The 21,748-nt window shown below is 63.8% G+C and carries 19 protein-coding genes; 15 read left to right on the forward strand and 4 right to left on the reverse strand.

Translation table 11 applies throughout. The annotated features are described in order from the left end of the window. Positions 1–431: 431 nt before the first annotated feature. From LMH93_RS15175 to LMH93_RS15195, 5 genes are all read left to right on the forward strand, one after another. Positions 432–2,135 carry an amidase gene (locus tag LMH93_RS15175; protein ID WP_108191033.1) on the forward strand — a complete coding sequence of 568 codons (1,704 nt, stop codon included), beginning with the start codon at positions 432–434 and terminating at the stop codon, positions 2,133–2,135. 82 nt (positions 2,136–2,217) lie between these two features. Next, positions 2,218–2,892 carry a helix-turn-helix transcriptional regulator gene (locus LMH93_RS15180; RefSeq protein WP_047604983.1) on the forward strand — a complete coding sequence of 225 codons (675 nt, stop codon included), beginning with the start codon at positions 2,218–2,220 and terminating at the stop codon, positions 2,890–2,892. Further along, positions 2,889–3,806 carry a pyridoxal-phosphate dependent enzyme gene (locus LMH93_RS15185; RefSeq protein ID WP_230064331.1) on the forward strand — a complete coding sequence of 306 codons (918 nt, stop codon included), beginning with the start codon at positions 2,889–2,891 and terminating at the stop codon, positions 3,804–3,806. Before LMH93_RS15180 ends, LMH93_RS15185 begins: the two co-directional genes overlap by 4 nt. Before the next feature lie 185 nt (positions 3,807–3,991). After that, entirely contained in the window at positions 3,992–5,089 is a 1,098-nt protein-coding gene (locus LMH93_RS15190) for a carboxynorspermidine decarboxylase (RefSeq protein WP_014756455.1), read from the forward strand. Between the two features lie 32 nt (positions 5,090–5,121). Continuing rightward, a complete protein-coding gene (locus LMH93_RS15195; RefSeq protein WP_003248123.1) occupies positions 5,122–6,366 on the forward strand; it encodes a saccharopine dehydrogenase family protein in 1,245 nt (414 codons plus the stop codon). Between the two features lie 146 nt (positions 6,367–6,512). Here LMH93_RS15195 and LMH93_RS15200 read toward each other — a convergent pair whose 3' ends face one another. Beyond that, on the reverse strand, positions 6,513–7,559 hold the full coding sequence (locus LMH93_RS15200; protein ID WP_003248119.1) for a class I SAM-dependent methyltransferase: 1,047 nt from the start codon (positions 7,557–7,559) through the stop codon (positions 6,513–6,515). Between the two features lie 244 nt (positions 7,560–7,803). Between LMH93_RS15200 and LMH93_RS15205 the strand changes: the two genes are divergently transcribed. The 7 genes from LMH93_RS15205 to LMH93_RS15235 all read left to right on the forward strand — a co-directional run bounded on the left by LMH93_RS15205 (position 7,804) and on the right by LMH93_RS15235 (position 14,942). After that, on the forward strand, positions 7,804–9,141 hold the full coding sequence (locus LMH93_RS15205; protein ID WP_108078613.1) for a UDP-glucose dehydrogenase family protein: 1,338 nt from the start codon (positions 7,804–7,806) through the stop codon (positions 9,139–9,141). Next, complete coding sequence (locus LMH93_RS15210) at positions 9,129–10,103, forward strand: NAD-dependent epimerase/dehydratase family protein (RefSeq protein ID WP_230064332.1); 975 nt, start codon at positions 9,129–9,131, stop codon at positions 10,101–10,103. Before LMH93_RS15205 ends, LMH93_RS15210 begins: the two co-directional genes overlap by 13 nt. Positions 10,104–10,137: 34 nt before the next feature. Next, positions 10,138–10,881, forward strand: a complete 744-nt coding sequence (locus LMH93_RS15215) for a glycosyltransferase family 2 protein (protein ID WP_003248113.1) — start codon at positions 10,138–10,140, stop codon at positions 10,879–10,881. Continuing rightward, on the forward strand, positions 10,878–11,150 hold the full coding sequence (locus LMH93_RS15220) for a lipid-A-disaccharide synthase N-terminal domain-containing protein (protein ID WP_003248111.1): 273 nt from the start codon (positions 10,878–10,880) through the stop codon (positions 11,148–11,150). The genes LMH93_RS15215 and LMH93_RS15220 overlap by 4 nt, the downstream gene beginning before the upstream one ends. Positions 11,151–11,154: 4 nt before the next feature. After that, positions 11,155–12,711, forward strand: a complete 1,557-nt coding sequence (locus tag LMH93_RS15225) for an ArnT family glycosyltransferase (RefSeq protein WP_230064333.1) — start codon at positions 11,155–11,157, stop codon at positions 12,709–12,711. Between the two features lie 171 nt (positions 12,712–12,882). Next, a complete protein-coding gene (locus LMH93_RS15230; protein ID WP_003248106.1) occupies positions 12,883–14,103 on the forward strand; it encodes a putative DNA modification/repair radical SAM protein in 1,221 nt (406 codons plus the stop codon). Continuing rightward, positions 14,094–14,942: a TIGR03915 family putative DNA repair protein gene (locus tag LMH93_RS15235; protein WP_014861078.1), complete on the forward strand. Its 849-nt coding sequence runs from the start codon at positions 14,094–14,096 to the stop codon at positions 14,940–14,942. The genes LMH93_RS15230 and LMH93_RS15235 overlap by 10 nt, the downstream gene beginning before the upstream one ends. 61 nt (positions 14,943–15,003) lie before the next feature. Here LMH93_RS15235 and LMH93_RS15240 read toward each other — a convergent pair whose 3' ends face one another. The 3 genes from LMH93_RS15240 to LMH93_RS15250 all read right to left on the reverse strand — a co-directional run bounded on the left by LMH93_RS15240 (position 15,004) and on the right by LMH93_RS15250 (position 17,710). After that, positions 15,004–15,975, reverse strand: coding sequence for a biotin-dependent carboxyltransferase family protein (locus LMH93_RS15240; protein ID WP_003248102.1), 972 nt, complete (start codon positions 15,973–15,975; stop codon positions 15,004–15,006). After that, positions 15,972–16,859, reverse strand: a complete 888-nt coding sequence (locus LMH93_RS15245) for a 5-oxoprolinase subunit B family protein (protein ID WP_012052525.1) — start codon at positions 16,857–16,859, stop codon at positions 15,972–15,974. Before LMH93_RS15245 ends, LMH93_RS15240 begins: the two co-directional genes overlap by 4 nt. A 92-nt stretch (positions 16,860–16,951) precedes the next feature. Further along, complete coding sequence (locus LMH93_RS15250) at positions 16,952–17,710, reverse strand: 5-oxoprolinase subunit PxpA (protein ID WP_003248098.1); 759 nt, start codon at positions 17,708–17,710, stop codon at positions 16,952–16,954. 120 nt (positions 17,711–17,830) lie between these two features. On the opposite strand from LMH93_RS15250, the gene LMH93_RS15255 reads away from it, so the two are divergent. The 3 genes from LMH93_RS15255 to LMH93_RS15265 all read left to right on the forward strand — a co-directional run bounded on the left by LMH93_RS15255 (position 17,831) and on the right by LMH93_RS15265 (position 21,747). Next, positions 17,831–18,748: a LysR family transcriptional regulator gene (locus LMH93_RS15255; protein WP_003248097.1), complete on the forward strand. Its 918-nt coding sequence runs from the start codon at positions 17,831–17,833 to the stop codon at positions 18,746–18,748. 130 nt (positions 18,749–18,878) lie between these two features. After that, complete coding sequence (gene treS / locus LMH93_RS15260; protein WP_003248095.1) at positions 18,879–20,945, forward strand: maltose alpha-D-glucosyltransferase; 2,067 nt, start codon at positions 18,879–18,881, stop codon at positions 20,943–20,945. Positions 20,946–21,117: 172 nt separating this feature from the next. Beyond that, a complete protein-coding gene (locus tag LMH93_RS15265; protein WP_003248093.1) occupies positions 21,118–21,747 on the forward strand; it encodes a riboflavin synthase in 630 nt (209 codons plus the stop codon). Position 21,748 lies beyond the last annotated feature (1 nt).

A 21,748-nucleotide genomic window follows, 5' to 3' on the forward strand; every position in this document is an offset into this window, starting at 1 on the left:
GACAGTTGCTCCCACAGGGACTGCGCCAGGCTTTAGATGTGGACGACGACTTTCAGGACTTCCAGCGCCGGTTCGACCTTGATGCCCAGCACTGCCCCCAGGTCCATTACCCGTGCCAGTTCCTGCTGCCCTACCATGACCATCTGCAGTTCATACCTGTGGGAAACAACGGCGACCCTGGGGTTGTGGGTGGGTTTGCGGTGATGATGTTTCTCGATATCGCGCAGGGCTGAGGCTGAGCACCAGCCTGTGGGCGGCCCTTTGGTGACTGAAAGGCCGCCCCCACACTGGGCCGGGTAATACCTGCGAATGCCCCCGACAATGCCCCCCTGCATAAAACCATTTGCCCCTGCGCAAACCTGCGTCCGCCAAGCCCTTCTTGTACACTCCTCGCATTAGCCCCCACCTGCACATTTTTTTTTGGTGAACGCATGATCGAGGTAACCGAGGTTTCCATTGCCGAGCTGCGCGACGCGCTCGAGTCGGGCCGCACGACAGCGGTCGAGCTGGTCAAGGCCTACCTGGCGCGCATCGACGCCTACGATGGCGCCGACACGGCCACAGCCCTTAACGCCGTAGTGGTACGCAACCCGGAGGCGCTCAAAGAGGCCGAGGCCTCCGATGCCCGTCGTGCCAAGGGCCAGGTGCTTAGCCCGCTGGACGGCATCCCCTACACCGCCAAGGACAGCTACCTGGTCAAAGGCTTGACTGCTGCCTCCGGCAGCCCTGCCTTCAAGGACCTGGTCGCCCAGCGCGACGCCTTCACCATCGAGCGCCTGCGCGCCGCCGGTGCCGTGTGCCTGGGCAAGACCAACATGCCGCCCATGGCTAACGGTGGCATGCAGCGCGGCGTCTATGGCCGCGCCGAAAGCCCGTACAACGCCAACTACCTGACCGCGCCCTTCGCCTCGGGCTCGTCCAACGGTGCCGGTACCGCCACCGCCGCCAGCTTCAGCGCCTTTGGCCTGGCCGAAGAAACCTGGTCCAGCGGCCGTGGCCCGGCGTCCAACAACGGCCTGTGCGCCTATACCCCGTCGCGCGGGGTGATTTCGGTGCGTGGCAACTGGCCGCTGACGCCGACCATGGACGTGGTGGTGCCCTACGCCCGCACCATGGCCGACCTGCTGGAAATCCTCGACGTGGTGGTCGCCGATGACGCCGACAAGCGCGGCGACCTGTGGCGCCTGCAGCCGTGGGTGCCAATCCCCGCTGCCTCGACGGTACGTCCGGCTTCGTACCTTGAACTGGCGGTAGATGCCAGCGCGCTCAAGGGCAAGCGCTTTGGCGTACCACGCATGTATATAAATGCCGATCCCGAAGCGGGCACCGCCGAGAAACCAGGCATCGGCGGGCCGACCGGCCAACGCATCAACACCCGCGCCACGGTGATCGACCTGTGGCAACAAGCACGCCAGGCCCTGGAAGCGGCGGGTGCCGAAGTGCTGGAAGTGGACTTCCCGTTGGTGTCCAACTGCGAAGGCGACCGCCCAGGCGCGCCGACCGTGTACAACCGTGGCATCGTCAGCAAGGCATTCCTGCATGACGAACTGTGGGAACTGTCGGGCTGGGCCTTTGACGACTTCCTGCGCGCCAACGATGACCCCAAGCTTAACCGCCTGGCCGATGTCGACGGGCTGAAGATCTTCCCCCACGACCCGGGCACCCTGCCCAACCGTGAAGATGACCTGGCTGCCGGCATGGACGAGTACGTCAACATGGCCAAACGTGGCCTGAAGACCTGGGACCAGATCGAGACCCTGCCCGACGGCCTGCGCGGGCTGGAGCAGACCCGCAAGCTGGACCTGGAAGACTGGATGGACAAGCTGGGCCTGGACGCGGTGCTGTTCCCCACCGTAGCCGACGTTGGCCCGGCCGATGCCGATATCAACCCGGTATCGGCGGACATCGCCTGGAGCAACGGTGTCTGGGTAGCCAACGGCAACCTGGCAATCCGTCACCTGGGCGTGCCGACCGTGACCGTGCCGATGGGCGTGATGGCCGATATCGGTATGCCGGTGGGGCTGACCTTTGCCGGGAAGGCCTATAGCGACAACGCGCTGCTGAGTTTTGCTGCCGCGTTCGAGGCCACCGGCTCGCGCCGGATGATTCCGCCGCGCACGCCGGCGCTCGGCTGAGTCTTACAGGGGCCGCAAAAGCAGATCGCGAATTTCAACCATATGTGTAAAAATGCACAAACAGTTGATTTTGCGGTCTGCCATGTCTATCACCCCCAGCGAAGAACGCCAACTCACCCTCACCGTGCTCAAGGCCGCGATCCAGGCCCTGGGCAGCGTTGCCGCGCGCAACATGGAAATACTCCTGCACGACCTTGACCACCCCGAACACTCGGTGGTGGCGATCGTCAACGGTCATCTTTCCGGCCGCAGCGTGGGCAGCCCGATCCTCGCCGCACCGGAGCAGGACCAGGGTTTCAAGGCACTGATGCAGGCCTCGGCCGACCAGCACGGCTGTGAGCCGGTGGTGCTGCCCGATTACCCCACTACGCTCAAAGGCCGCACGCTACGGAGTGCCACGGCAATCTTCCGTGACAGCAGCGGCCACCCCTTCGCCAGCCTGTGCGTCAACACCGACGTCACCGGCCTGGATGCTGCCATGAGCTTTCTCCAGCAGTTGCAGCCGCTGGGGGCCATACCGGCGGTCAACGAACCGGCCGACATGGAGCTGCTGATGAGCGAGATCATCCAGGCTGCCCTGCAGCGCAGCGGCCAGGGGCGGATGAACAAACAGGCCAAGGTCGAGGCCGTGCGCGTCATGCAGGAGCGCGGCCTGTTCATCGTCAAGGGCGGCGTCGAGAAGGCTGCCAGCGCTCTCGGCGTGACGCGCTACACCATTTACAACTACCTCGAGCAACTACGCGGAGCCAGCCAATGACCTTGCACATTCATACCCCCCTGATCGAGTCGCGCCCGCTGTCGTTGGCGGCCGGTCGTAATATCTGGCTCAAGCTCGACGCCCTGCAACCCTGCGGTTCGTTCAAACTGCGCGGTGTAGGCTACGCCTGCGAGGTACACCACGCGCGTGGCGCCCGGCACTTTGTGTCCTCGTCAGGTGGCAATGCCGGTTTGGCAGTCGCCTACGCCGGACGCAAGCTGGGGGTGCCGGTGACCGTGGTAGTACCCGAAACCACCACCGAACGGGCCAAGCAGCTGCTGCACCTGGAAGACGCCAAGGTGGTGGTGCACGGCAGTTCCTGGCAAGAGGCCAACGCCCTGGCACAGACACTGGTAGGCCCGAACGATGCCTTCATCCACCCATTCGACGACCCACTGCTGTGGGCCGGGCATGCCAGCCTGGTGGATGAAGTGGCCGAAGCCGGCCTGAAGCCGGACGCGGTGGTGTTGTCAGTCGGCGGGGGCGGCTTGCTCAGTGGCGTGGTAGAGGGGCTCAAGCGCAATGGCTGGGGCGATGTGCCGGTGCTGGCAGTAGAAACCGAGGGCGCGGCGTCGCTGCATGCGGCCATGCAGGCTGGGCATTCGGTGGAGCTGGAGCGCATCGCCTCGGTGGCCACGTCGCTGGGGGCCAAGCGTGTGGCTGATCAGGCGCTGAGGTGCGTGCAGCAGCATCCGGTGCACAGCCATCTGGTCAGCGATCGCGCAGCGCTGGAGGCCTGTGAGCGGTTCTTGCTGGACCACCGTGTGCTGGTCGAGCCCGCGTGCGGGGCGGCGCTGGCAGTGGCCTATGATGCCAAGGCACTGGGCGCCTTGCGCAATGTACTGGTGGTGGTCTGTGGCGGCGCTACCGCAACACTGGAGCAGATCCAGGCCTGGCTGCAGCAGGCAGACTGAAGCTGCCATCTGTCGGGGGTGATTACGACAGTCACATGCACCTGATCTACTAGGCTCGCCGCAACCGAAAAAGCCCTCGCAATAGCGTCAACCCTGACGAAATGCGTATCCCGCCCTTTCGGTCTGCGGCAAGTGAAGGCACAATGCGTGTCCTTTTTTTGGCCGGCCTGGCCGGGGGCCTTTAAATGATCAAGACGCCGTATTACCTCATCGATAAAACCAAGCTGCTCAGCAACATGGAGAAGATCGCCTACGTGCGCGAACACTCCGGTGCCAAGGCGCTGCTCGCCCTCAAATGCTTCGCCACCTGGTCGGTGTTCGACCTGATGCAGCAGTACATGGACGGTACCACCTCGTCCTCCCTGTTCGAGCTCAAGCTCGGCCGCCAGAAGTTCGCCGGTGAAACCCATGCCTATAGCGTGGCCTGGGCCGACGACGAGGTCGAGGAGATGCTTGAGAACTGCGACAAGATCATCTTCAACTCGATCGGCCAGCTGCAACGCTTTGCCGAACAGTCCGAAGGCAAGGTGCGTGGTCTGCGCGTCAACCCGCAGGTCAGCAGCTCCGACTACCTGCTGGCCGACCCGGCCCGCCCGTTCAGCCGCCTGGGCGAATGGGACCCGGCCAAGATCGAGCAGGTGATCGAACACATCTCCGGCTTCATGTTCCACAACAACTGCGAGAACGGTGACTTCGGCCTGTTCGACAAGATGCTCACGCACATCGAAGAGCGATTCGGCCACCTGCTGCACAAGGTCGAGTGGGTCAGCCTGGGTGGTGGCATTCACTTCACCGGTGAAGACTATGCAGTAGACGCCTTCTGCGCGCGCCTGAAGGCGTTCTCGGAAAAATACGGCGTGCAGGTTTACCTGGAGCCGGGCGAAGCCGCCATCACCAACAGCGCCTCGCTGGAAGTGACCGTGCTCGATACCCTGTACAACGGCAAGCACCTGGCCGTGGTCGACAGCTCGATCGAAGCGCACCTGCTCGACCTGCTGATCTACCGCCTCAACGCCAAGATGGCCCCCAATGACGGCGAGCATACCTACATGGTCTGCGGCAAGTCATGCCTGGCCGGTGACATCTTCGGCGAGTACCAATTCGACCGTCCGCTGGCCATTGGCGATCGCCTGTCGTTCATCGACACGGCGGGTTACACCATGGTCAAGAAAAACTGGTTCAACGGGCTGAAGATGCCTTCCATCGTGGTCAAGCAGCTCGACGGCAGCGTCGAAGTCGTCCGCGAGTTCGGTTTCGAAGACTACGTTTCCAGCCTGTCGTAAGACCGGCTTTCAAGTAAGGAGCAAAGGGTAAATTGAAGAAGAACGTTCTTATCATTGGTGCAGGAGGTGTCGCCAAGGTGGTGGCCCACAAGTGCGCGCAGCATAACGACGAACTGGGTCGTATCGCCATCGCGTCACGGAACATCTCCAAATGCCAGGCCATCATCGACAGCGTCAAGGCCAAGGGTAGCCTCAAGGTACCCGCCGACATCCAGGCCTTCTCGCTCAATGCCCTCGATGTCGAGGCAACCAAGGCGCTGATCCGCGAAACCGAATCGCAGATCGTGATCAATGTGGGTTCCGCCTTCCTCAACATGTCGGTGCTGCGTGCTTGCATCGATACGGGTGTCGCCTATCTGGACACCGCCATCCACGAAGAGCCGGGCAAGATCTGCGAGACCCCACCGTGGTACGGCAACTACGAGTGGAAACACCTCGAAGAGTGCCAGGCAAAGAACATTACCGCCATTCTCGGCGTCGGTTTCGACCCGGGTGTGGTGAACAGCTACGCCAAGCTGGCGCAGCAACAGTATTTCGACAGCATTGATTCGATCGATATTCTCGACGTCAATGCCGGTTCACATGGCAAGTACTTTGCCACCAACTTCGACCCGGAAATCAACTTCCGCGAGTTCACCGGACAAGTGTGGAGCTGGCAGAACAGCCAGTGGACCAGCAACACCATGTTCGAGGTCAAGCGTACCGACGACCTGCCAGTGGTAGGCTCGCAAAACCTGTACCTGACCGGCCACGATGAAGTTCACTCGATTTCGAAGAACCTCAACGTCCCGAACGTGCGCTTCTGGATGAGCTTCGGCGAGCACTACATCAACGTGTTCACGGTACTGAAAAACCTGGGCCTGCTCAGCGAGCAACCGGTGAAAACCGCCGAAGGCCTGGAAGTGGTACCGCTGAAAGTAGTCAAGGCTGTACTGCCAGACCCGGCCTCGCTGGCCCCTGGCTACACCGGCAAGACCTGCATCGGCGACCTGGTCAAAGGCACCAAGGATGGCCAGCCGCGCGAAGTGTTCATCTACAACGTGGCCGACCACGAAGAAGCCTACGCCGAGACCGACAGCCAGGGCATTTCCTACACCGCCGGCGTACCGCCAGTGGCTGCCGCCCTGCTGGTTGCCCGTGGCGAGTGGGATGCCAAGCGCATGGTCAACGTCGAGGAGCTGCCAGCCGAGCCGTTCCTCAAGGCGCTGGACGTGATGGGCCTGCCGACCCGCGTCAAAGATGAAAAAGGCGATCGTCCTTGGGACGCTGAAGCCTAAGCAACAAACAGAAGGGGCGCCACATGGCGCCCCTTCTGCTTTCCAGGCCCAGCCACTTCGCGGGCAGCCCAGGCGCTCCACAGGCCTGAAACAAGCACGTAACCTGTGTGGGCGAGCCCGCGAAGAGGCCGGTGCAGGATCACGCTCTACTTGCGGGCCTCCAGAATCAGGTTGAACGGCGTCTGCGTCGCCCGCCGGAACCTGCTGAACCCTGCCTCCTCGAAGACCGCCCGCAATCGCGCCTCCCCGGCCTGCGCACCCAACCCCAGCCCCACTTCCTGCGACAACGAATTGGGCGTGCAGATAAACGTCGACGCCGCATAGAACAAGCGCCCGACCGGTGTCAGGTTACCCTCCAGCGAGTCCTCGGCATAAGGCTCCACCAGCATGACCGTGCCATCCGCTTTCAAAGCATGGTAGGCATGCCTGGCTGCCCCGACCGGGTCACCCATGTCGTGCAGGCAATCGAAGAAGCACACCAGGTCATGGTCATGCCCCGGGTACTCCTTGGCGCTGGCCTGCTGGAAGCTCACCCGCGACTCCAACCCCGCTTCACGCGCACGCGCGTTGGCGGTGACGATCGAAGGCTGATGATAGTCGTACCCCACGAAGGTCGACGCTGGAAACGCCTGCGCCATCACCAGCGTCGAGGCACCATGACCGCACCCCACATCCGCCACCTTGGCGCCCGCCTGCAGCTTGGCCACCACACCCTCCAGTGCCGGCAGCCAATCCGCTACCAGGAAGGTGCGATACCCCGGCCGGAAAAACCGCTCGGTACCGCTGAACATGCACGGGTGGTGATCGCCCCAGGCCAACCCGCCATCGCCACGCATGGCGGCTACCAGCTTGTCCTTGTCATGGAACAGCGCCGCCACCACTGACGCGCCGCCGGCCATGTAGGCCGGAGAATCCTCCAGCGCCAGGGCCATGGCCTGTTCTTCAGGCAGCACAAAACGGCCCTTGTCATGGACCATGTAGCCCGATGCCGCCTGGGCATTCAACCATTCTCGCACCAGCCGCGGGTGGCAGCCGGTCTTTTCCGCCAGTTGCTCAGGGGTGACCGCCTGGCTGTCGGCCATGGCCCGGTACAGCCCCAGTTCATCGCCGAGAATGACATTGGCCAGCGTCGCCGCCGCGCCCATGTCGCCCACCAGCTTGCCCATGAAATCGTGAAGCCTTGCCTCGTCCATGACCTGCCCTCCTCTGCAAGAAGGCCATCGCCAACGAGGGACATCCGCTCCGGGAAGGCGGTGGTCGGTTCAAGGGTTTTCGTTCGCGGTACAACGCGCTAACGCGAGCTGTCATTAAGTTTAGATGCTCTGCCTGGGCGAAGTGGAATAAAGGCCTCATGGCCCACGAAAACATCCGTCAGGTAACAATTCCTAAACAAGGATGTGACATTTTTTTTCAGCTTTCCTATCAAGGAGCTGTCAAATGAAGGTCACGGTTTTCGGAACCGGCTATGTCGGCCTGACCCAGGCGGTGTGCCTGGCCCAGGTGGGCCATTCGGTGTTGTGCATGGATGTCGATGCCGATCGGGTGGCCAGCCTGAGTGAGGGCCATTGCCCGATCTTCGAGCCCGGCCTTGCGCCGCTGCTGGAGAAGAACCTCGCCTGCGGTCGGCTGCGCTTCACCACGGATGCCGCAGTCGCTGCCAACTATGCCAGGTTGCAGTTCATTGCCGTCGGTACTCCGCCGCAAGCCGATGGTAGCGCCGACCTGAAACACGTTTTCGCCGTGGTCGACAGCATCCTCGAACACGCTGACGGGCCCAAAGTAATCGTCAACAAGTCCACCGTGCCGGTGGGTACGGTACACCGCATCAAGGCACGTATCGCCCAGGCCGTGGCCGATACCAGCCGCTTCCAGGTGATCAGCAACCCGGAGTTTCTCAAGGAAGGCTCAGCGGTGGATGACTGCATGCGCCCCGAGCGCATCATCATCGGCGGCGCAGATGCGGCCGAAGTGGAGTTGCTACGCGAGCTTTACCTGCCCTTCAGCCGCAACCGCGAGAAGCTTATGGTCATGGATGCGCGCAGCGCCGAGCTGACCAAGTACGCGGCCAACTGCATGCTGGCAACCAAGATTTCCTTCATCAACGAAATCGCCAACCTGGCCGAGCACCTGGGGGCCGACATCGAAATGGTGCGCCGTGGCATCGGCTCGGACCCGCGCATCGGTTATGACTTCATCTACGCCGGCTGCGGTTTTGGCGGCTCGTGCTTCCCCAAAGACCTGCAAGCCCTGCGCCACAGTGCCGAGGCGGAAGGCTTCGAGACACAGTTGCTGCGCGCAGTAGCGTCGGTCAACGAGCAGCAGAAGGGTCGGCTGTTCAGCAAGATCCAGCGCCACTACCCCGGCGGCCTGCGGGGCAAGGTGTTTGCCCTGTGGGGGTTGTCGTTCAAGCCCAATACCAATGATATCCGCGAAGCTTCCAGCCGGGTCCTGCTGGAAGCACTGTGGGCCGCGGGCGCGCGGGTGCAGGCTCACGACCCTCAGGCCATGGAAGAAATCCGGCGCCACTACGGCCCGCGTGCCGACTTGCAACTGGTGCCCTGCAAGGACGATGCATTAAAGGGCGCAGATGCCTTGGTGATCGTCACCGAGTGGCAGGACTACCGCGTACTCAATCTGGACAAGGTGCCGCAGCAGTTGACCGACCGGGTGGTGTTCGACGGGCGCAACCTGTTCGAGCCCGAGCACATGGCCGCCGCCGGCCTGACTTATTACGGGATCGGCCGTGGCCAGGTGCAGCCAGTATGCCGGTACTGATTACCGGTGTGGCAGGTTTCATTGGCTACCACGTGGCGCGGCGCCTGTGCGAGGCCGGCATCGAAGTGGTCGGTATCGACAACCTTAATGCCTACTACAGCGTCGAGCTCAAGCGGGCGCGCCTGCAGGCGTTGTTCGGTTTTTCCAGCTTCCACTTCCATACCCTCGACATCGCCAACCCTGCCGATTTGCAACCGCTGTTCGCCAGGCAGGCGTTCAGCGAGGTGATCCACCTGGCGGCCCAGGCCGGCGTGCGCTATTCACTGGACAACCCGGGTGCCTACGGCCAGGCCAACCTGGTTGGTTTCCTCAATGTTCTCGAGGCCTGCAGAGCGCAGCCACCACGCCACTTGATCTACGCCTCCAGCAGCTCCGTGTACGGGGCCAATGCCAAGCTGCCGTTCAGCATCGACGACCCGGTCGACCAGCCCGTGTCGCTCTATGCCGCCAGCAAGCGCGCCAATGAACTGATGGCGCACAGCTACGCCCACCTGTACCGCCTGCCGACCACCGGCCTGCGCTTTTTCACGGTCTACGGCCCCTGGGGCCGCCCCGACATGGCGCTGTTCAAATTCACCCGCGCCATGCTCGAGGGCCGGCCGATAGCGCTTTACAACAACGGCCTGATGGGCCGCGACTTCACCTACATCGACGACATCGTCGAAAGCATCGTGCGCCTGCGCCTGAAACCGCCCCGGCCAGCCGAGGGGAAACCACCCTGCCAACTGTTCAATATTGGCCGCGGTCAGCCGGTAAGGCTGCTGCATTTTGTCGAATGCCTGGAGGACGCCTTGGGTATCAAGGCCCAACGCGACTACCTGCCGCTGCAAGCGGGGGACGTGCTGGAAACCTGGGCCGACGTCAGCTCACTGGCACGCTGGATCGACTTCTCCCCAGGCACATCGCTGGAACATGGCGTCAACGCCTTTATTGGCTGGTACCGGGATTTCTACCGGGTTTGATCCACGCAATCACAACACGATCACAGGTAGCCTCATGAGCGATCCACTTGACCTCTCGGTACTGATCCCCGCCAAGAACGAGGTCGACAACCTGCCATCACTGCTGATGGAGATACGCACTGCACTCACGGCCGAACACTACGAAGTGCTGGTGGTCGACGACGGCAGCAGCGACGGCACCCTGAGCGTACTGCAACACCTGAAAAGCCAGGGCTACAGGCAATTGCGCATCCTGCGTCACGACCGTTCGCTGGGACAGAGCACCTCGCTGTGGCATGCCGCCCAGGCGGCCCGCGGCCACTGGCTGGCGACCTTGGATGGCGATGGCCAGAACGACCCGGCAGACATCCCCGGCATGCTAGCCCTGGTGCGCGCCAACCAGAACCTGGCCGGCGGCGTCAAGCTGGTGGCCGGGCACCGGGTCAACCGGCGTGACAGCGCCAGCAAGCGCTGGGCCTCGCGCGTAGCCAACGGCCTGCGCAGCCGCCTGCTCAAGGATGCCACGCCCGACACCGGCTGCGGGCTGAAGCTGATCGAGCGGGCAGCGTTCCTGCACCTGCCCTACTTCGACCACATGCACCGCTACATTCCGGCACTGATCCTGCGCCACAACGGCCGCATGCTGGTGCACCCGGTCAACCACCGGCCACGCCACGCCGGTGTCTCCAAGTATGGCAACCTGGACCGCGCCCTGGTCGGCATCCTCGACTTGTTCGGGGTGTGGTGGCTAATCCGCCGCACCCGCCTGCACAGCCGCCCGCAGGAGCTTGAAGGATGACCCGCGAAACCCTCTGGTTGATCATCGGCTTCGCGGGTCAGGCCGTTTTCACCGGGCGCTTCGTGCTGCAGTGGCTGTACAGCGAACTCAAGCGCCGCAGCGTGATCCCGGTAGGCTTCTGGTACCTGAGCATGCTCGGCAGCGCGCTACTGCTGACTTACGCCATCTACCGCCAGGACCCGGTCTTCATTATCGGCCAAAGCTTCGGCTTTCTGGTCTACCTGCGCAACCTGCAACTGATTGCCCGCCACCAGCAACTGAAGGAATAGCCCTTTGCCTAAGTTCAAGACAATCGGGGCCGAACGCCTGGCCCTGATCGCCCTCGCCGTGTTGCTGGTGGGCGCGGGAATCGGCTGGCGTCAGCCGATGAATGTCGATGAAGAACGCTTTCTCGGCGTGGCCCTGGAAATGCTGCAGAGCGGCAACTGGTTCATCCCACACCGTGCAGCAGAGATCTATGGCGACAAGCCACCGTTGTTCATGTGGACCGTGGCGCTGTTCAGCTACCTGACCGGCGCGCCCGCCGTTGCCCTGTACCTGCCCGGGCTGCTGTCGGCGGCGACCATCACCTGGGTGCTGCATGACCTCGGGCGGCGCCTGTGGAACCGGCGCACCGGCGTGATCGCGGCCTTGTTGTTCCTGGCCACCTACCAGACCTACAGCATCCTGCGCACCGGGCAGATCGACAGTTTCCTGTGCCTTTGGGTTGCGCTGGGCCTCTACGGCATGCTGCGCCACCTGCTACTGGGGCCCGCCTGGGGCTGGTTCTACCTGGCTTGCGCATCCATGGGCCTGGGCATTATCAGCAAGGGGGTGGGTTTTGTTCCGGCGCTGATATTGCTGCCTTATGCCTGGGCGGTGCGCCATCGCTGGCGCGGCGTAGTCGCCATGCCCGGCCAGGGATGGCGCTGGAGCCTGGGGCTACTGTGGTTACTCGCCGGTTGCGCCGTGTGGCTGCTGCCGCTGCTGGTGTCGATCGCCCATGGCGGCGGCGCCGCAGAGCTGGCCTACCTGAAGGAAATCCTGCTGCGCCAGACCGCCAGCCGCTATGCCAATGCCTGGGACCATCGCGAGCCGTTCTGGTACTTCTTCGTCAAGGTCATCCCCAAGTACTGGCTGCCTCTGATCCTGGCCCTGCCCTGGCTGGTACCGGCCTGGCGCCGGCAACTGCAAAAGCACGATGGCCGCTTCCTGCTGCTGCTAGGCTGGGTGGCATTGGTGCTGCTGTTCTTCAGCCTGAGCACCGGCAAGCGCAAGCTGTATATTTTCCCGGCGCTGCCAGGCCTGATTCTGGCCATGGCGCCGCTTGTGCCGTGGCTGCTCAAGCGCTGGTGGCAGCGTCGGCCGGGCTGGCACAAGGCATTCACCACAGCAGCCCTGGTATGGTTCGCCCTGTGGTTCGCGCGTGGTTTCGTCGAACCCGTGAAGGAGGGCCGCAACCCGCATGAGACGCTGATGAGCGACGCCGCACAGGCCACTGCCGGTGCCGAACTGGTGCTGGTCAACTGGCGCGAGGGGCATTGGCTATTTGCCCGGCAACCCATCGTGCACTTCGGCTTCACCGGCCAATCCAAAGTGGATGCAGCGGTCTACTGGCTGCGCCAGCACCCCACCGCCTTCGCCCTGGTTCCAGCCACCGAACTGGGCCAGTGCTTCAACGTCGACAAGGCACGCAAGCTGGGTGAAACCTCGCGGGCCAAATGGTATGTCGTCGGTGCAGATGCCGACAACGGTCAGTGCCAGGCCAGTGCCCCCAACGACGTCTACCACTTCGCCTGGGCCGATACCTGGCGCAACCCGCTGGTCGTTGAGGAACACGCAGGGAAATGACCCACCAGACCCTGCCGGTCCGGTGGGCGCTTAGGCGAATGCCCGCCGAACTACAGCGCCTGCCCGATCAGGTACTGCTCCAGGTCAAACTCGCGCTCCCCTATCCATATCGCTTGCAATCCATCAAATCTCAAAATACTGTATGAATATTCAGTATAGCGAGACCGCGCCATGCAACTCATCGCCAAACTCGGCATCCTGGCCGATGCCGCCAAGTACGACGCATCTTGCGCCAGCAGCGGCGCGCCCAAGCGTAACTCGCGCGGCGCTGACGGCCTGGGTGCTACCAATGGCATGGGTATCTGTCACAGCTACACCCCCGACGGCCGCTGCGTATCACTGCTCAAGGTACTGCTGACCAACTTCTGCCTGTATGACTGCCAGTACTGCGTCAACCGCCGCTCCAGCAACGTGCCACGCGCGCGCTTCAGCCCCGAGGAAGTGGTACGCCTGACCCTGGACTTCTACCGGCGCAACTGCATCAGCGGCCTGTTCCTCAGCTCCGGCATCATCCGCTCGGCGGACTACACCATGGAGCAGCTGATCCGTGTGGCCCGGCTGTTGCGCGAAGAGCACAGCTTCCGCGGCTACATCCACCTCAAGGCCATCCCCGATGCCGACCCGCTGCTGATCGAAGAGGCCGGGCGCCTGGCCGACCGCCTCAGCGTCAACATCGAACTGCCCACCGACGCCAGCCTCAAGCGCCTGGCGCCGGAAAAGCAAGGGCGCACCATTCGCCAGGCCATGGGCGTGATTCATCAGGGCCAGCAGGCCGTGGCCAACGAGCCCAGGGCGCCGCGCTTTACCCCGGCCGGGCAGAGCACCCAAGTCATCGTCGGCGCCGACAGCACCGACGACAGTACCTTGCTGCGCAATGCCGAGTCGCTGTACCAGGGCTACGGCCTCAAGCGCGTGTACTACTCCGCCTTCAGCCCGATCCCCGACAGCCCCGGCAGCGTGCCCCTCGCCGCACCACCGCTGCTGCGCGAACACCGCCTGTATCAGGCCGACTTTCTGCTGCGTGGCTATGGCTACAAGGCTGGCGAGTTGCTGGGCCACAGCGGTAACCTGGCACTGGACATCGACCCCAAGCTGGCCTGGGCGCTGGCCAACCGCGAAGTCTTCCCGCTGGACGTGAACCGCGCGGAACCTGCGCTACTGGCGCGTATCCCCGGCATCGGCCTGCGCAGCGTACAGCGCCTGGTCGCCCTGCGGCGGGAGCGGCGCATCCGTTATGACGACTTGATCCAGCTGCGCTGCGTGCTGGACAAGGCACGGCCGTTCATCGTCACCAGCGACTACCGCCCCGCCCAGGCCGAGCTGCGCAGCGGCTTGCTGCGCGCGCGCTTGAGTGAGCCGCCAGCGCCCGTGCAGATGGGGTTATGGGGGTGATCGCACTCGACTGCGACGACCTGTTCGCCACCTGGCGCGACCAGGCCCGGGTGTTGTTGAGCCATGGCATCGACCCGTCGGAAGTCACCTGGTCGCAAGGCCCGATGGCGGACCTGCTGGCCGTGCCGGCAGCGCCGCCTGAAGGGCCTGGCCCTTTCCGGGCCAAAGTCCCGGCCGCACTGCTGAGCCAGTTGGAGCAGGCCTCTCGCTACCGTGGCGAACAGCGCTGGAACCTGCTGTATGAAGTGCTGTGGCGCGTCGCCCATGGCGACCGCACGGCAATGCTGGCCGGTGACCGGCTGGGCAGTGAGCTGCAACGGCGCATCAAGCAGGTAACCCGCGAGGCACATCACTTGCACGCGTTTGTACGCTTCGTGCCGCTGCCTGATGAACTGGCTGAGCACTTGCAACTGGAGCTGGTGGCCTATCACGAACCGGCACACGACATTCTGCACAGTGCCAGCGCGCATTTTGCCGACCGCCTGGGGCGTTTGCGCTGGTTGATTGCCACGCCACAGGATGGCATTCGCTTCGACGGCCAGTCCTTCGACTACCAGCGACAGTGCCCCGAGCCCTGGCGCCAGTGGGCCCGCAACGCCGAAGACCCCGGCGCCGAACTCTGGCGCACCTACTACCGCCACACCTTCAACCCGGCCCGCCTCAACCCGGACGCCTTGCGCCTGCACATGCCTGGGCGGTTCTGGCGGCATTTGCCGGAAGGCATGCTGATACCGCAGCTTGAAGGCCTGGCGCGCCAAGGCAAACAGCGGGACGGCCAAGCCCTTGAGGTGGCCTCGCAAACCGGCAAGACCATCAGCAAACCTGCGCGCTCGGCGTAGCCGCGGAGCCCGTTGCGGCCCCGTCGGGCACAAGGCCGCTGCTACAGCGAAAACATCATGCTCAACTGAAGAGCCTGGCCAGGCAGGCCAGCTTCTTCTTGTACGAACGCCGCGCCTCCAGTGCCTGCTCCAGGCTCACCGGCAGGAACCGCGCCTGCTGGTTGGGCTGCATCTGCCCGATCAGGTCGAGGTCGGCACTGATCACCGTGCCGATCATGGCGTAGCCGCCCCCCGACACTGCATCGCGATGCAGGATGATCGGTTCCAACCCTGCCGGCACCTGGATCGATCCGATCGGGTAGCAGCTGTCGACGATATTGGACGGGTCCGACCCCGCACCGAACGGCTGCTCGCGCGGTTGGAAACTCAAGGCGCTGCCGCCTTTGTAGCGATAACCGATGCGGTCCGCTTCGGAGCCAACGGTCCAGGCGTCGGTGAAGAAACGTTGCGCTGCAGCTTCGGTCAGGCGGTGAAAGTACAGCCCAGGCACCACCCGCAACACCACCTCGCCCCCCAAGGCCTGACGCAGGGCCATGGGCAAGCTTGCACCGGCACGGGTCTTGCCGCTGGGCACGCCGACCGGCAGCAGGTCGCCCGCCATCAGTTTGCGCCCATGAAAGCCACCCAACGCGCCCAGCGCGTAGGTGGACCGGCTACCCAGTACCTCGGGCACATCGATGCCTCCGGCCACTGCCAGGTAGGCCCGGGCGCCCGCTGTTGGAAAGCCGAAACGCAACACTTGCCCGGCCCGCACGGCGAACGCCGTGTCCGGGCGCTGCTCGCGGCCATCGAGCAACGCTGGCATCTGCGCGCCGCACACAGCGACCAGTGCGTCCTGCCGGAACTCCAGCTCCGGCCCCACCAGCGCGCACTCCAGGCCCGCAGCGCCGGCCGGGTTGCCCACCAGGTGGTTGGCTGCGCTCAAGGCGTACTGGTCGAGTGCGCCGGACGGTGGAATGCCCAGGTGGTAGTAACCTTCGCGGCCCAGGTCCTGTACAGAAGTGGCCAAGCCCGGTTTGAGTACCTTGATCATGCCAGCACCTCCTGCAACGATTTGGGGTAGCCGACCGGGTCGGCGAGGAAGGCGTCCAGGGAAAACGCCACCGGGCGAATGCGCAGGTCGAAGCAGCCATCCTCCACCTCCGCCACCGCCTGGTCGTAGGTGCGGCGGTCGATAGGCTTGAACTGCACGATGTCACCCGGGCGGAAGAACACCATGTGCTCTTTCAGGTAATTCAAGGTCTGCTGCGGGTCGTAGATCGGTGCCGGGGTGACGCCAAACATCTGGTAGCCCCCGGCCCCGCGCACCGAGTAGATGCAACCAAAGCAGCCGCCATGGCCCAGGGTGAGCTTGGGCGTGTCGGTACGGGGGCGCAGGTACTTGGGCACCTGCAGCTGCCGCTGGCGCTCGACCATCTGGAACATGAACGGCAGGCCGGCAACAAAGCCGACCATCGACACGAACCATGGCGCGCCACTGTGGGCGGCGATGAATGCCTCGACATCGGCCAGGCCGTTGATGCGCGCGGCGTACTCCAGGTCAGTGCTGGTGGGGTCCTGGTGGCGATCCCGAAAGCGCATCAGGGTTTCATGGGTCCAGGGGTCGTTGTACAGCACCGGGATCTCGATGATCCGCGTCTGCAACGAACGCTCGGCCACCGCCTGCGCTTCGGCGCCGCGCACGGCTTCGAGCAGTGCCTCGGGGGCGATACGGTCCGGGTCGAAGCGGACCTGGAAGGACGCGTTGGCCAGGCACACATCAAGCACGCCATCCAGGGCCATGCGCTCCACCGCACGGGTGACGGCCATACCCTTGAAAAAGGCCTCCAGCGACATGCTTTCACTGACTTCGGCAAACAGGTGCTCGTCGGCGCCGAAGCTGTAACGGATCGGGGTTGTAGCAAGCGGTTCGGCCATGACAGTTCCTTTTCTTGGAATCTTTATAGAAAGGCAGGCGAAAACAAAATGCACGGGCTCCGGCGTGTCTGTTTGCCGGATGCCTGACGGGTTCAGCGCGGTGCACGCACCACGATGCCGGCCGCATCCAGTGCCTTGCGTGTGGCCTCGACCAGGTCCAGCGCGCCCGGGGTGTCACTGTGCAGGCAAATGGAATCGAATTCGATCGCCAGGTCCTGGCCTTCGACCGTGCGCACCACGCCTTGGCGGCAAGCACGCAGCACCCGCTCGGCGACGGCTTGGGGCTCATAGCCACGCACATTGCGGGTAAACACGATCGACCCGCTCAGGTCGTACTCGCGGTCGGCATAGAACTCGCGAATCACCGGCTGCCCCATTTCCCGGGCAATGCGGCAGATCACCGAACCCGGCATGCAGTACAGCAGCAACTCGGGCTCGATCACCCGCAGGTTCTGCACCAGCAAGCGCGCCGCTTCTTCGTCACGCGCCAAGTGCATGTACAGCGCCCCATGCGGCTTGATGTGCTGCAGGCGCACGCCCTGGGCACGAGCGATTTCACGCAGCGCGCCCAATTGATAGAGCATGTCGTCCACCAGTTCCTGCGCCGAGGCATTGATGTGCCGGCGGCCAAAGCCGACCAGGTCGCGGAAACCCGGGTGTGCTCCCACCGCAACCCCAAGGGCCTTGGCGCGCTCGACGGTGCGGCGCATGGTGCCGGGGTCGCCGGCGTGGAAACCGGTGGCGATGTTGGCGCTGCTGATGTAGCCCATCAGTTCGTGATCGACGCCGTCGCCAATCGTCCACGGGCCAAAGCCCTCACCCATGTCCGAGTTGAAATCCACTGCTTGCATGACCGCGTCTCCTGGCACTTGTGACTGCATGCAAGCCACGTTAGATTCTCTACACCCCCTTGGGAAGATCTATAAACAGATGGGGTACCTTCTGAAAAACAGATACCCCGGGAGCCTACCGTGTCACTCACCCTGCGCCAGGTCCGCTACTTCGTTGCCACCGCTGAAATCGGCCAGATCTCCCAAGCGGCGATCCACCTGAACATCTCCCAGTCGGCAGTGACCACAGCCATCAAGGAGCTGGAAGCGATGCTCGGCGTGCTGTTGTTCCAGCGCTCGGCCCAAGGCATGAGCCTGACCGAAGCCGGCCGGCACTTCTTGAACCGTGCCTACGTCATCCTGCGCAGTGTCGACGATGCGTTGAACAGCCCGCTTCCGGACGTGCGTGCCAGTGGCCTGTTGCGCCTGGCGGCGAGTTACACGGTGATCGGCTACTTCCTGCCGCACCACTTGCAGCGCCTGGAGCACTGGCATCCGGACGTGACCCTGGAGCTGTACGAGCAGGAGCGCAGCGCCATCGAGCAAGGCCTGCTGGAGGGGCGTTTCGACATGGCGGTGGTGCTCACCGCCAACCTCACCCACCCCGACATCGTCTCGGAAACCCTGTTCAACTCCGAGCGCCGGCTGTGGCTGCCCGGGCATCACCCACTGTGCGAGCGCTCGGCCGTGAGCCTGGCCGATGTGGCCTGTGAGCCGTTCATTCTGTTGACCGTGGATGAGGCCGAGCACAGTGCCATGCGCTACTGGGAGCAGGCCGGGCAACGGCCAAGCGTAAGGGTGCGGACCAGCTCGGTGGAGGCCGTGCGCAGCATGGTCGCCAATGGCAGCGGTGTGGCGATCCTGTCGGACCTGGTGCACCGGCCGTGGTCGCTGGAGGGCAAGCGCATCGAGACGGTGACCATCAGCGACCCGGTCACACCGATGAGCGTGGGGTTGGCCTGGCACCGGGAACGGGCATTCAGCCCGGCGATGCAGGCGGTGCGCAATTACTTCCATGATGCGTTTCTGACGCCGCAGCAGTTGTCGGCAAGGCGTTGATCCTGCCTTTGCAGGCCCGGCCTCTTCGCGGGCAAGCCCGCGAAGAAACCAACCCCCATCTCGAGCCGAACGTTCGCGCCGCGACGCCGTCATAACCTGAGCCGGTGCCGACACGCAAAGAGGACGCGAAATGACCCAGCCCGACCCGTCGTACGTCAAATGGCTTGAAGACCGCGCCATGCTCAAGGCCTCCCAGGCGCGCGCCAGCCTGTACTCAGGCCAGTCGCGCCTGTGGCAACAACCGTACGCCGAGGCGCAGCCACGCCGCGCCACCGAAATCGCCTCGGTGTGGCTGACCGTCTACCCCGACGCCATCATCGCGCCCGAGGGCTGCTCGGTACTCGGTGCCCTGGCCCACGAAGCGTTGTGGAAGCGCCTGTCGGAGATCGGCGTACAGGGCCTGCACACGGGCCCGATCAAACTGTCCGGTGGCATCCGCGGCCGCGAACTCACCCCCAGTGTGGACGGCAACTTCGACCGCATCAGCTTCGACATCGACCCGCTGTACGGCAGCGAGCAGGAACTGATCCAGATGAGCCGCATGGCCGCTGCGCACAATGCCGTGACCATCGACGACCTGATCCCCTCGCACACCGGCAAGGGCGCCGACTTCCGCCTGGCCGAGATCGCCCATGGCCCCTACCCGGGGCTGTACCACATGGTCGAGATCCGCGAAGAAGACTGGACGCTGCTGCCCGAGGTGCCCGCCGGGCGCGATGCGGTCAATTTACTGCCAGCTCAGTGTGACGAGCTGAAGGCGCGCCATTACATCGTTGGCCAACTGCAGCGGGTAATCTTCTTCGAGCCGGGCGTGAAGGAAACCGACTGGAGTGCCACGCCGCCGATCACAGGCGTCGACGGCAAGACCCGCCGCTGGGTGTACCTGCATTACTTCAAGGAAGGCCAGCCCTCGCTGAACTGGCTGGACCCTACCTTCGCCGCCCAACAAATGATCATTGGTGACGCGCTGCACGCGCTGGACTGCCTGGGTGCACGCGGCCTGCGCCTGGACGCCAACGGCTTTCTCGGCGTGGAAACCCGCGCCAGCGGCACCGCCTGGTCGGAAAGCCACCCGCTGTCGCTCGTCGGCAACCAGCTGATCGGTGGCATGATCCGCAAGGCCGGCGGTTTCAGCTTCCAGGAGCTGAACCTGACCCTCGATGACATTGCGCAGATGTCCAGGGGCGGTGCCGACCTGTCCTACGATTTCATTACCCGGCCGGCCTACCAGCATGCGCTGCTGACCGGCGACACCGAGTTCCTGCGCCTGATGCTCAAGGAGATGCACGCCTTCGGCATCGACCCGGCCTCGCTGATCCATGCCCTGCAAAACCATGACGAGCTGACCGTGGAGCTGGTGCACTTCTGGACACTGCACGCACACGACATCTACCTGTACAAGGGCCAGACCCTGCCTGGCAGCATCCTGCGCGAACATATCCGCGAAGAGATCTACGAACGGCTGTCGGGGGAGCATGCGCCGTACAACCTGCGCTTCGTGACCAACGGCATTGCCTGCACCACCGCCAGCCTGATCGCCGCTGCACTGGGTATTCGCGACCTCGAACAGATCGGCGCAACGGATATCGAATTGATCAAGAAGGTGCACCTGCTGCTGGTCATGTACAACGCCATGCAGCCGGGGGTAGTCGCCTTGTCCGGCTGGGACCTGGTCGGTGCCCTGCCCTTGCCCGCCGAAGCGGTTGCCGAACGCATGCTCGACGGCGATACCCGCTGGATTCACCGAGGCGGCTATGACCTGGCCGGGCTTGACCCACAGGCGGCGGCTTCGGTGCGTGGCATGCCGCGTGCCCGGTCGCTTTACGGCAGCCTCGACAGCCAGTTGGACGAGGGTGATTCATTTGCCTGCCAGGTGAAGAAACTGCTGGCTGTGCGCCAGGCCTACGGCATCGCCACCAGCCGTCAGGTGCTGGTACCTGAGGTACGCAGCCCAGGGCTGCTGGTGATGGTGCATGAGTTGCCAGCCGGGCGTGGTATCCAGATCACTGCGCTGAACTTCGGCCAGGAGGCAATTGCCGAGGAACTGCTGTTGACCGGCTTCACACCTGGGCCGGTGGTCGACATGATCAACGAGACGGTCGAAGGCGATTTGACCGAGGACGGGCGCCTGATGGTGAACCTGGACCCCTATGAGGCGCTGTGCCTGAGGATCGTCAACAGCAGCGGGCATGTTTGAATCTGGCGTGGCCCTGCCGTCGGCAAACCGGTTTCGCCCGCAAGCACGCCGCCTGCCCCGCGCAGGCGCCAGACTCGCAAGCCGGCTTGCCAGCCAAGAAGCCGGTCTTGCATTTACGGCGCTACGGGCATAGCGTTCGGAAGTTTTCTTTTCCGTGCCCAGGAGCAACTCCATGTACACCGGCATCGTCCAGGCCGTCCGCCCTCTGCTTGATGTGACCACCTACCCGGGCCACAACCAATTCACCATCGACCTCACCCCGGAACTGCTCGACGAACTGAAAATCGGTGCCAGCGTCAGTGTCGAAGGTACCTGCCTGTCCGTGACCGAAATCGACGGCAGCCAGGTCAGGTTCGACGCCATGACCGCTACCCTCGAACGCACCAATCTGAGCAGCTTCAAGCCTGGCCGGAGCGTGAACATCGAACGCTCAGCGAAGATGAACGCCGAAGTCGGCGGCCACCTGATGGCCGGCCACATCGCCACCACCGCCGAGATCGTCGAGCTGTCGATCAAGGAAACCGGCGCCTTCATCAAGTTCCGCATGCCGCCGCGATGGGGCAAGTACGTGTTCCCGCGCGGTTTCATCGGGGTCAATGGCTGCAGCCTGACGGTCGCTGACGTGGAGGATAACGTGATCACCATCAACCTGATCCCGGAAACCCTGCGTCAGACTACCTTCGCCAGCTACCACACAGGTGAACTGCTCAACATCGAGGTCGACCACCAGACCATGGTGCTGGTCGATGTGGTAGAGCGCACCATCAAAGGTACCCTGGCCCGCGAAAACCTGTTGCCCTGAG

This window comes from Pseudomonas sp. CIP-10, from assembly GCF_020911845.1.
Lineage (GTDB): Bacteria > Pseudomonadota > Gammaproteobacteria > Pseudomonadales > Pseudomonadaceae > Aquipseudomonas > Aquipseudomonas alloputida.

What these genes read in the sequence shown, in the direction of transcription:
- LMH93_RS15245 (WP_012052525.1), bottom strand. Translation starts at nt 16,859, where the DNA reads ATGGCCGAACCGCTTGCTACAACCCCGATCCGTTACAGCTTCGGCGCC.
- LMH93_RS15220 (WP_003248111.1), top strand. Translation starts at nt 10,878, where the DNA reads ATGACCCGCGAAACCCTCTGGTTGATCATCGGCTTCGCGGGTCAGGCC.
- LMH93_RS15205 (WP_108078613.1), top strand. Translation starts at nt 7,804, where the DNA reads ATGAAGGTCACGGTTTTCGGAACCGGCTATGTCGGCCTGACCCAGGCG.
- LMH93_RS15230 (WP_003248106.1), top strand. Translation starts at nt 12,883, where the DNA reads ATGCAACTCATCGCCAAACTCGGCATCCTGGCCGATGCCGCCAAGTAC.
- LMH93_RS15250 (WP_003248098.1), bottom strand. Translation starts at nt 17,710, where the DNA reads ATGCAAGCAGTGGATTTCAACTCGGACATGGGTGAGGGCTTTGGCCCG.
- LMH93_RS15215 (WP_003248113.1), top strand. Translation starts at nt 10,138, where the DNA reads ATGAGCGATCCACTTGACCTCTCGGTACTGATCCCCGCCAAGAACGAG.
- LMH93_RS15240 (WP_003248102.1), bottom strand. Translation starts at nt 15,975, where the DNA reads ATGATCAAGGTACTCAAACCGGGCTTGGCCACTTCTGTACAGGACCTG.
- LMH93_RS15265 (WP_003248093.1), top strand. Translation starts at nt 21,118, where the DNA reads ATGTACACCGGCATCGTCCAGGCCGTCCGCCCTCTGCTTGATGTGACC.
- LMH93_RS15175 (WP_108191033.1), top strand. Translation starts at nt 432, where the DNA reads ATGATCGAGGTAACCGAGGTTTCCATTGCCGAGCTGCGCGACGCGCTC.
- LMH93_RS15200 (WP_003248119.1), bottom strand. Translation starts at nt 7,559, where the DNA reads ATGGACGAGGCAAGGCTTCACGATTTCATGGGCAAGCTGGTGGGCGAC.
- LMH93_RS15235 (WP_014861078.1), top strand. Translation starts at nt 14,094, where the DNA reads ATGGGGGTGATCGCACTCGACTGCGACGACCTGTTCGCCACCTGGCGC.
- LMH93_RS15180 (WP_047604983.1), top strand. Translation starts at nt 2,218, where the DNA reads ATGTCTATCACCCCCAGCGAAGAACGCCAACTCACCCTCACCGTGCTC.
- LMH93_RS15185 (WP_230064331.1), top strand. Translation starts at nt 2,889, where the DNA reads ATGACCTTGCACATTCATACCCCCCTGATCGAGTCGCGCCCGCTGTCG.
- treS (WP_003248095.1), top strand. Translation starts at nt 18,879, where the DNA reads ATGACCCAGCCCGACCCGTCGTACGTCAAATGGCTTGAAGACCGCGCC.
- LMH93_RS15190 (WP_014756455.1), top strand. Translation starts at nt 3,992, where the DNA reads ATGATCAAGACGCCGTATTACCTCATCGATAAAACCAAGCTGCTCAGC.
- LMH93_RS15210 (WP_230064332.1), top strand. Translation starts at nt 9,129, where the DNA reads ATGCCGGTACTGATTACCGGTGTGGCAGGTTTCATTGGCTACCACGTG.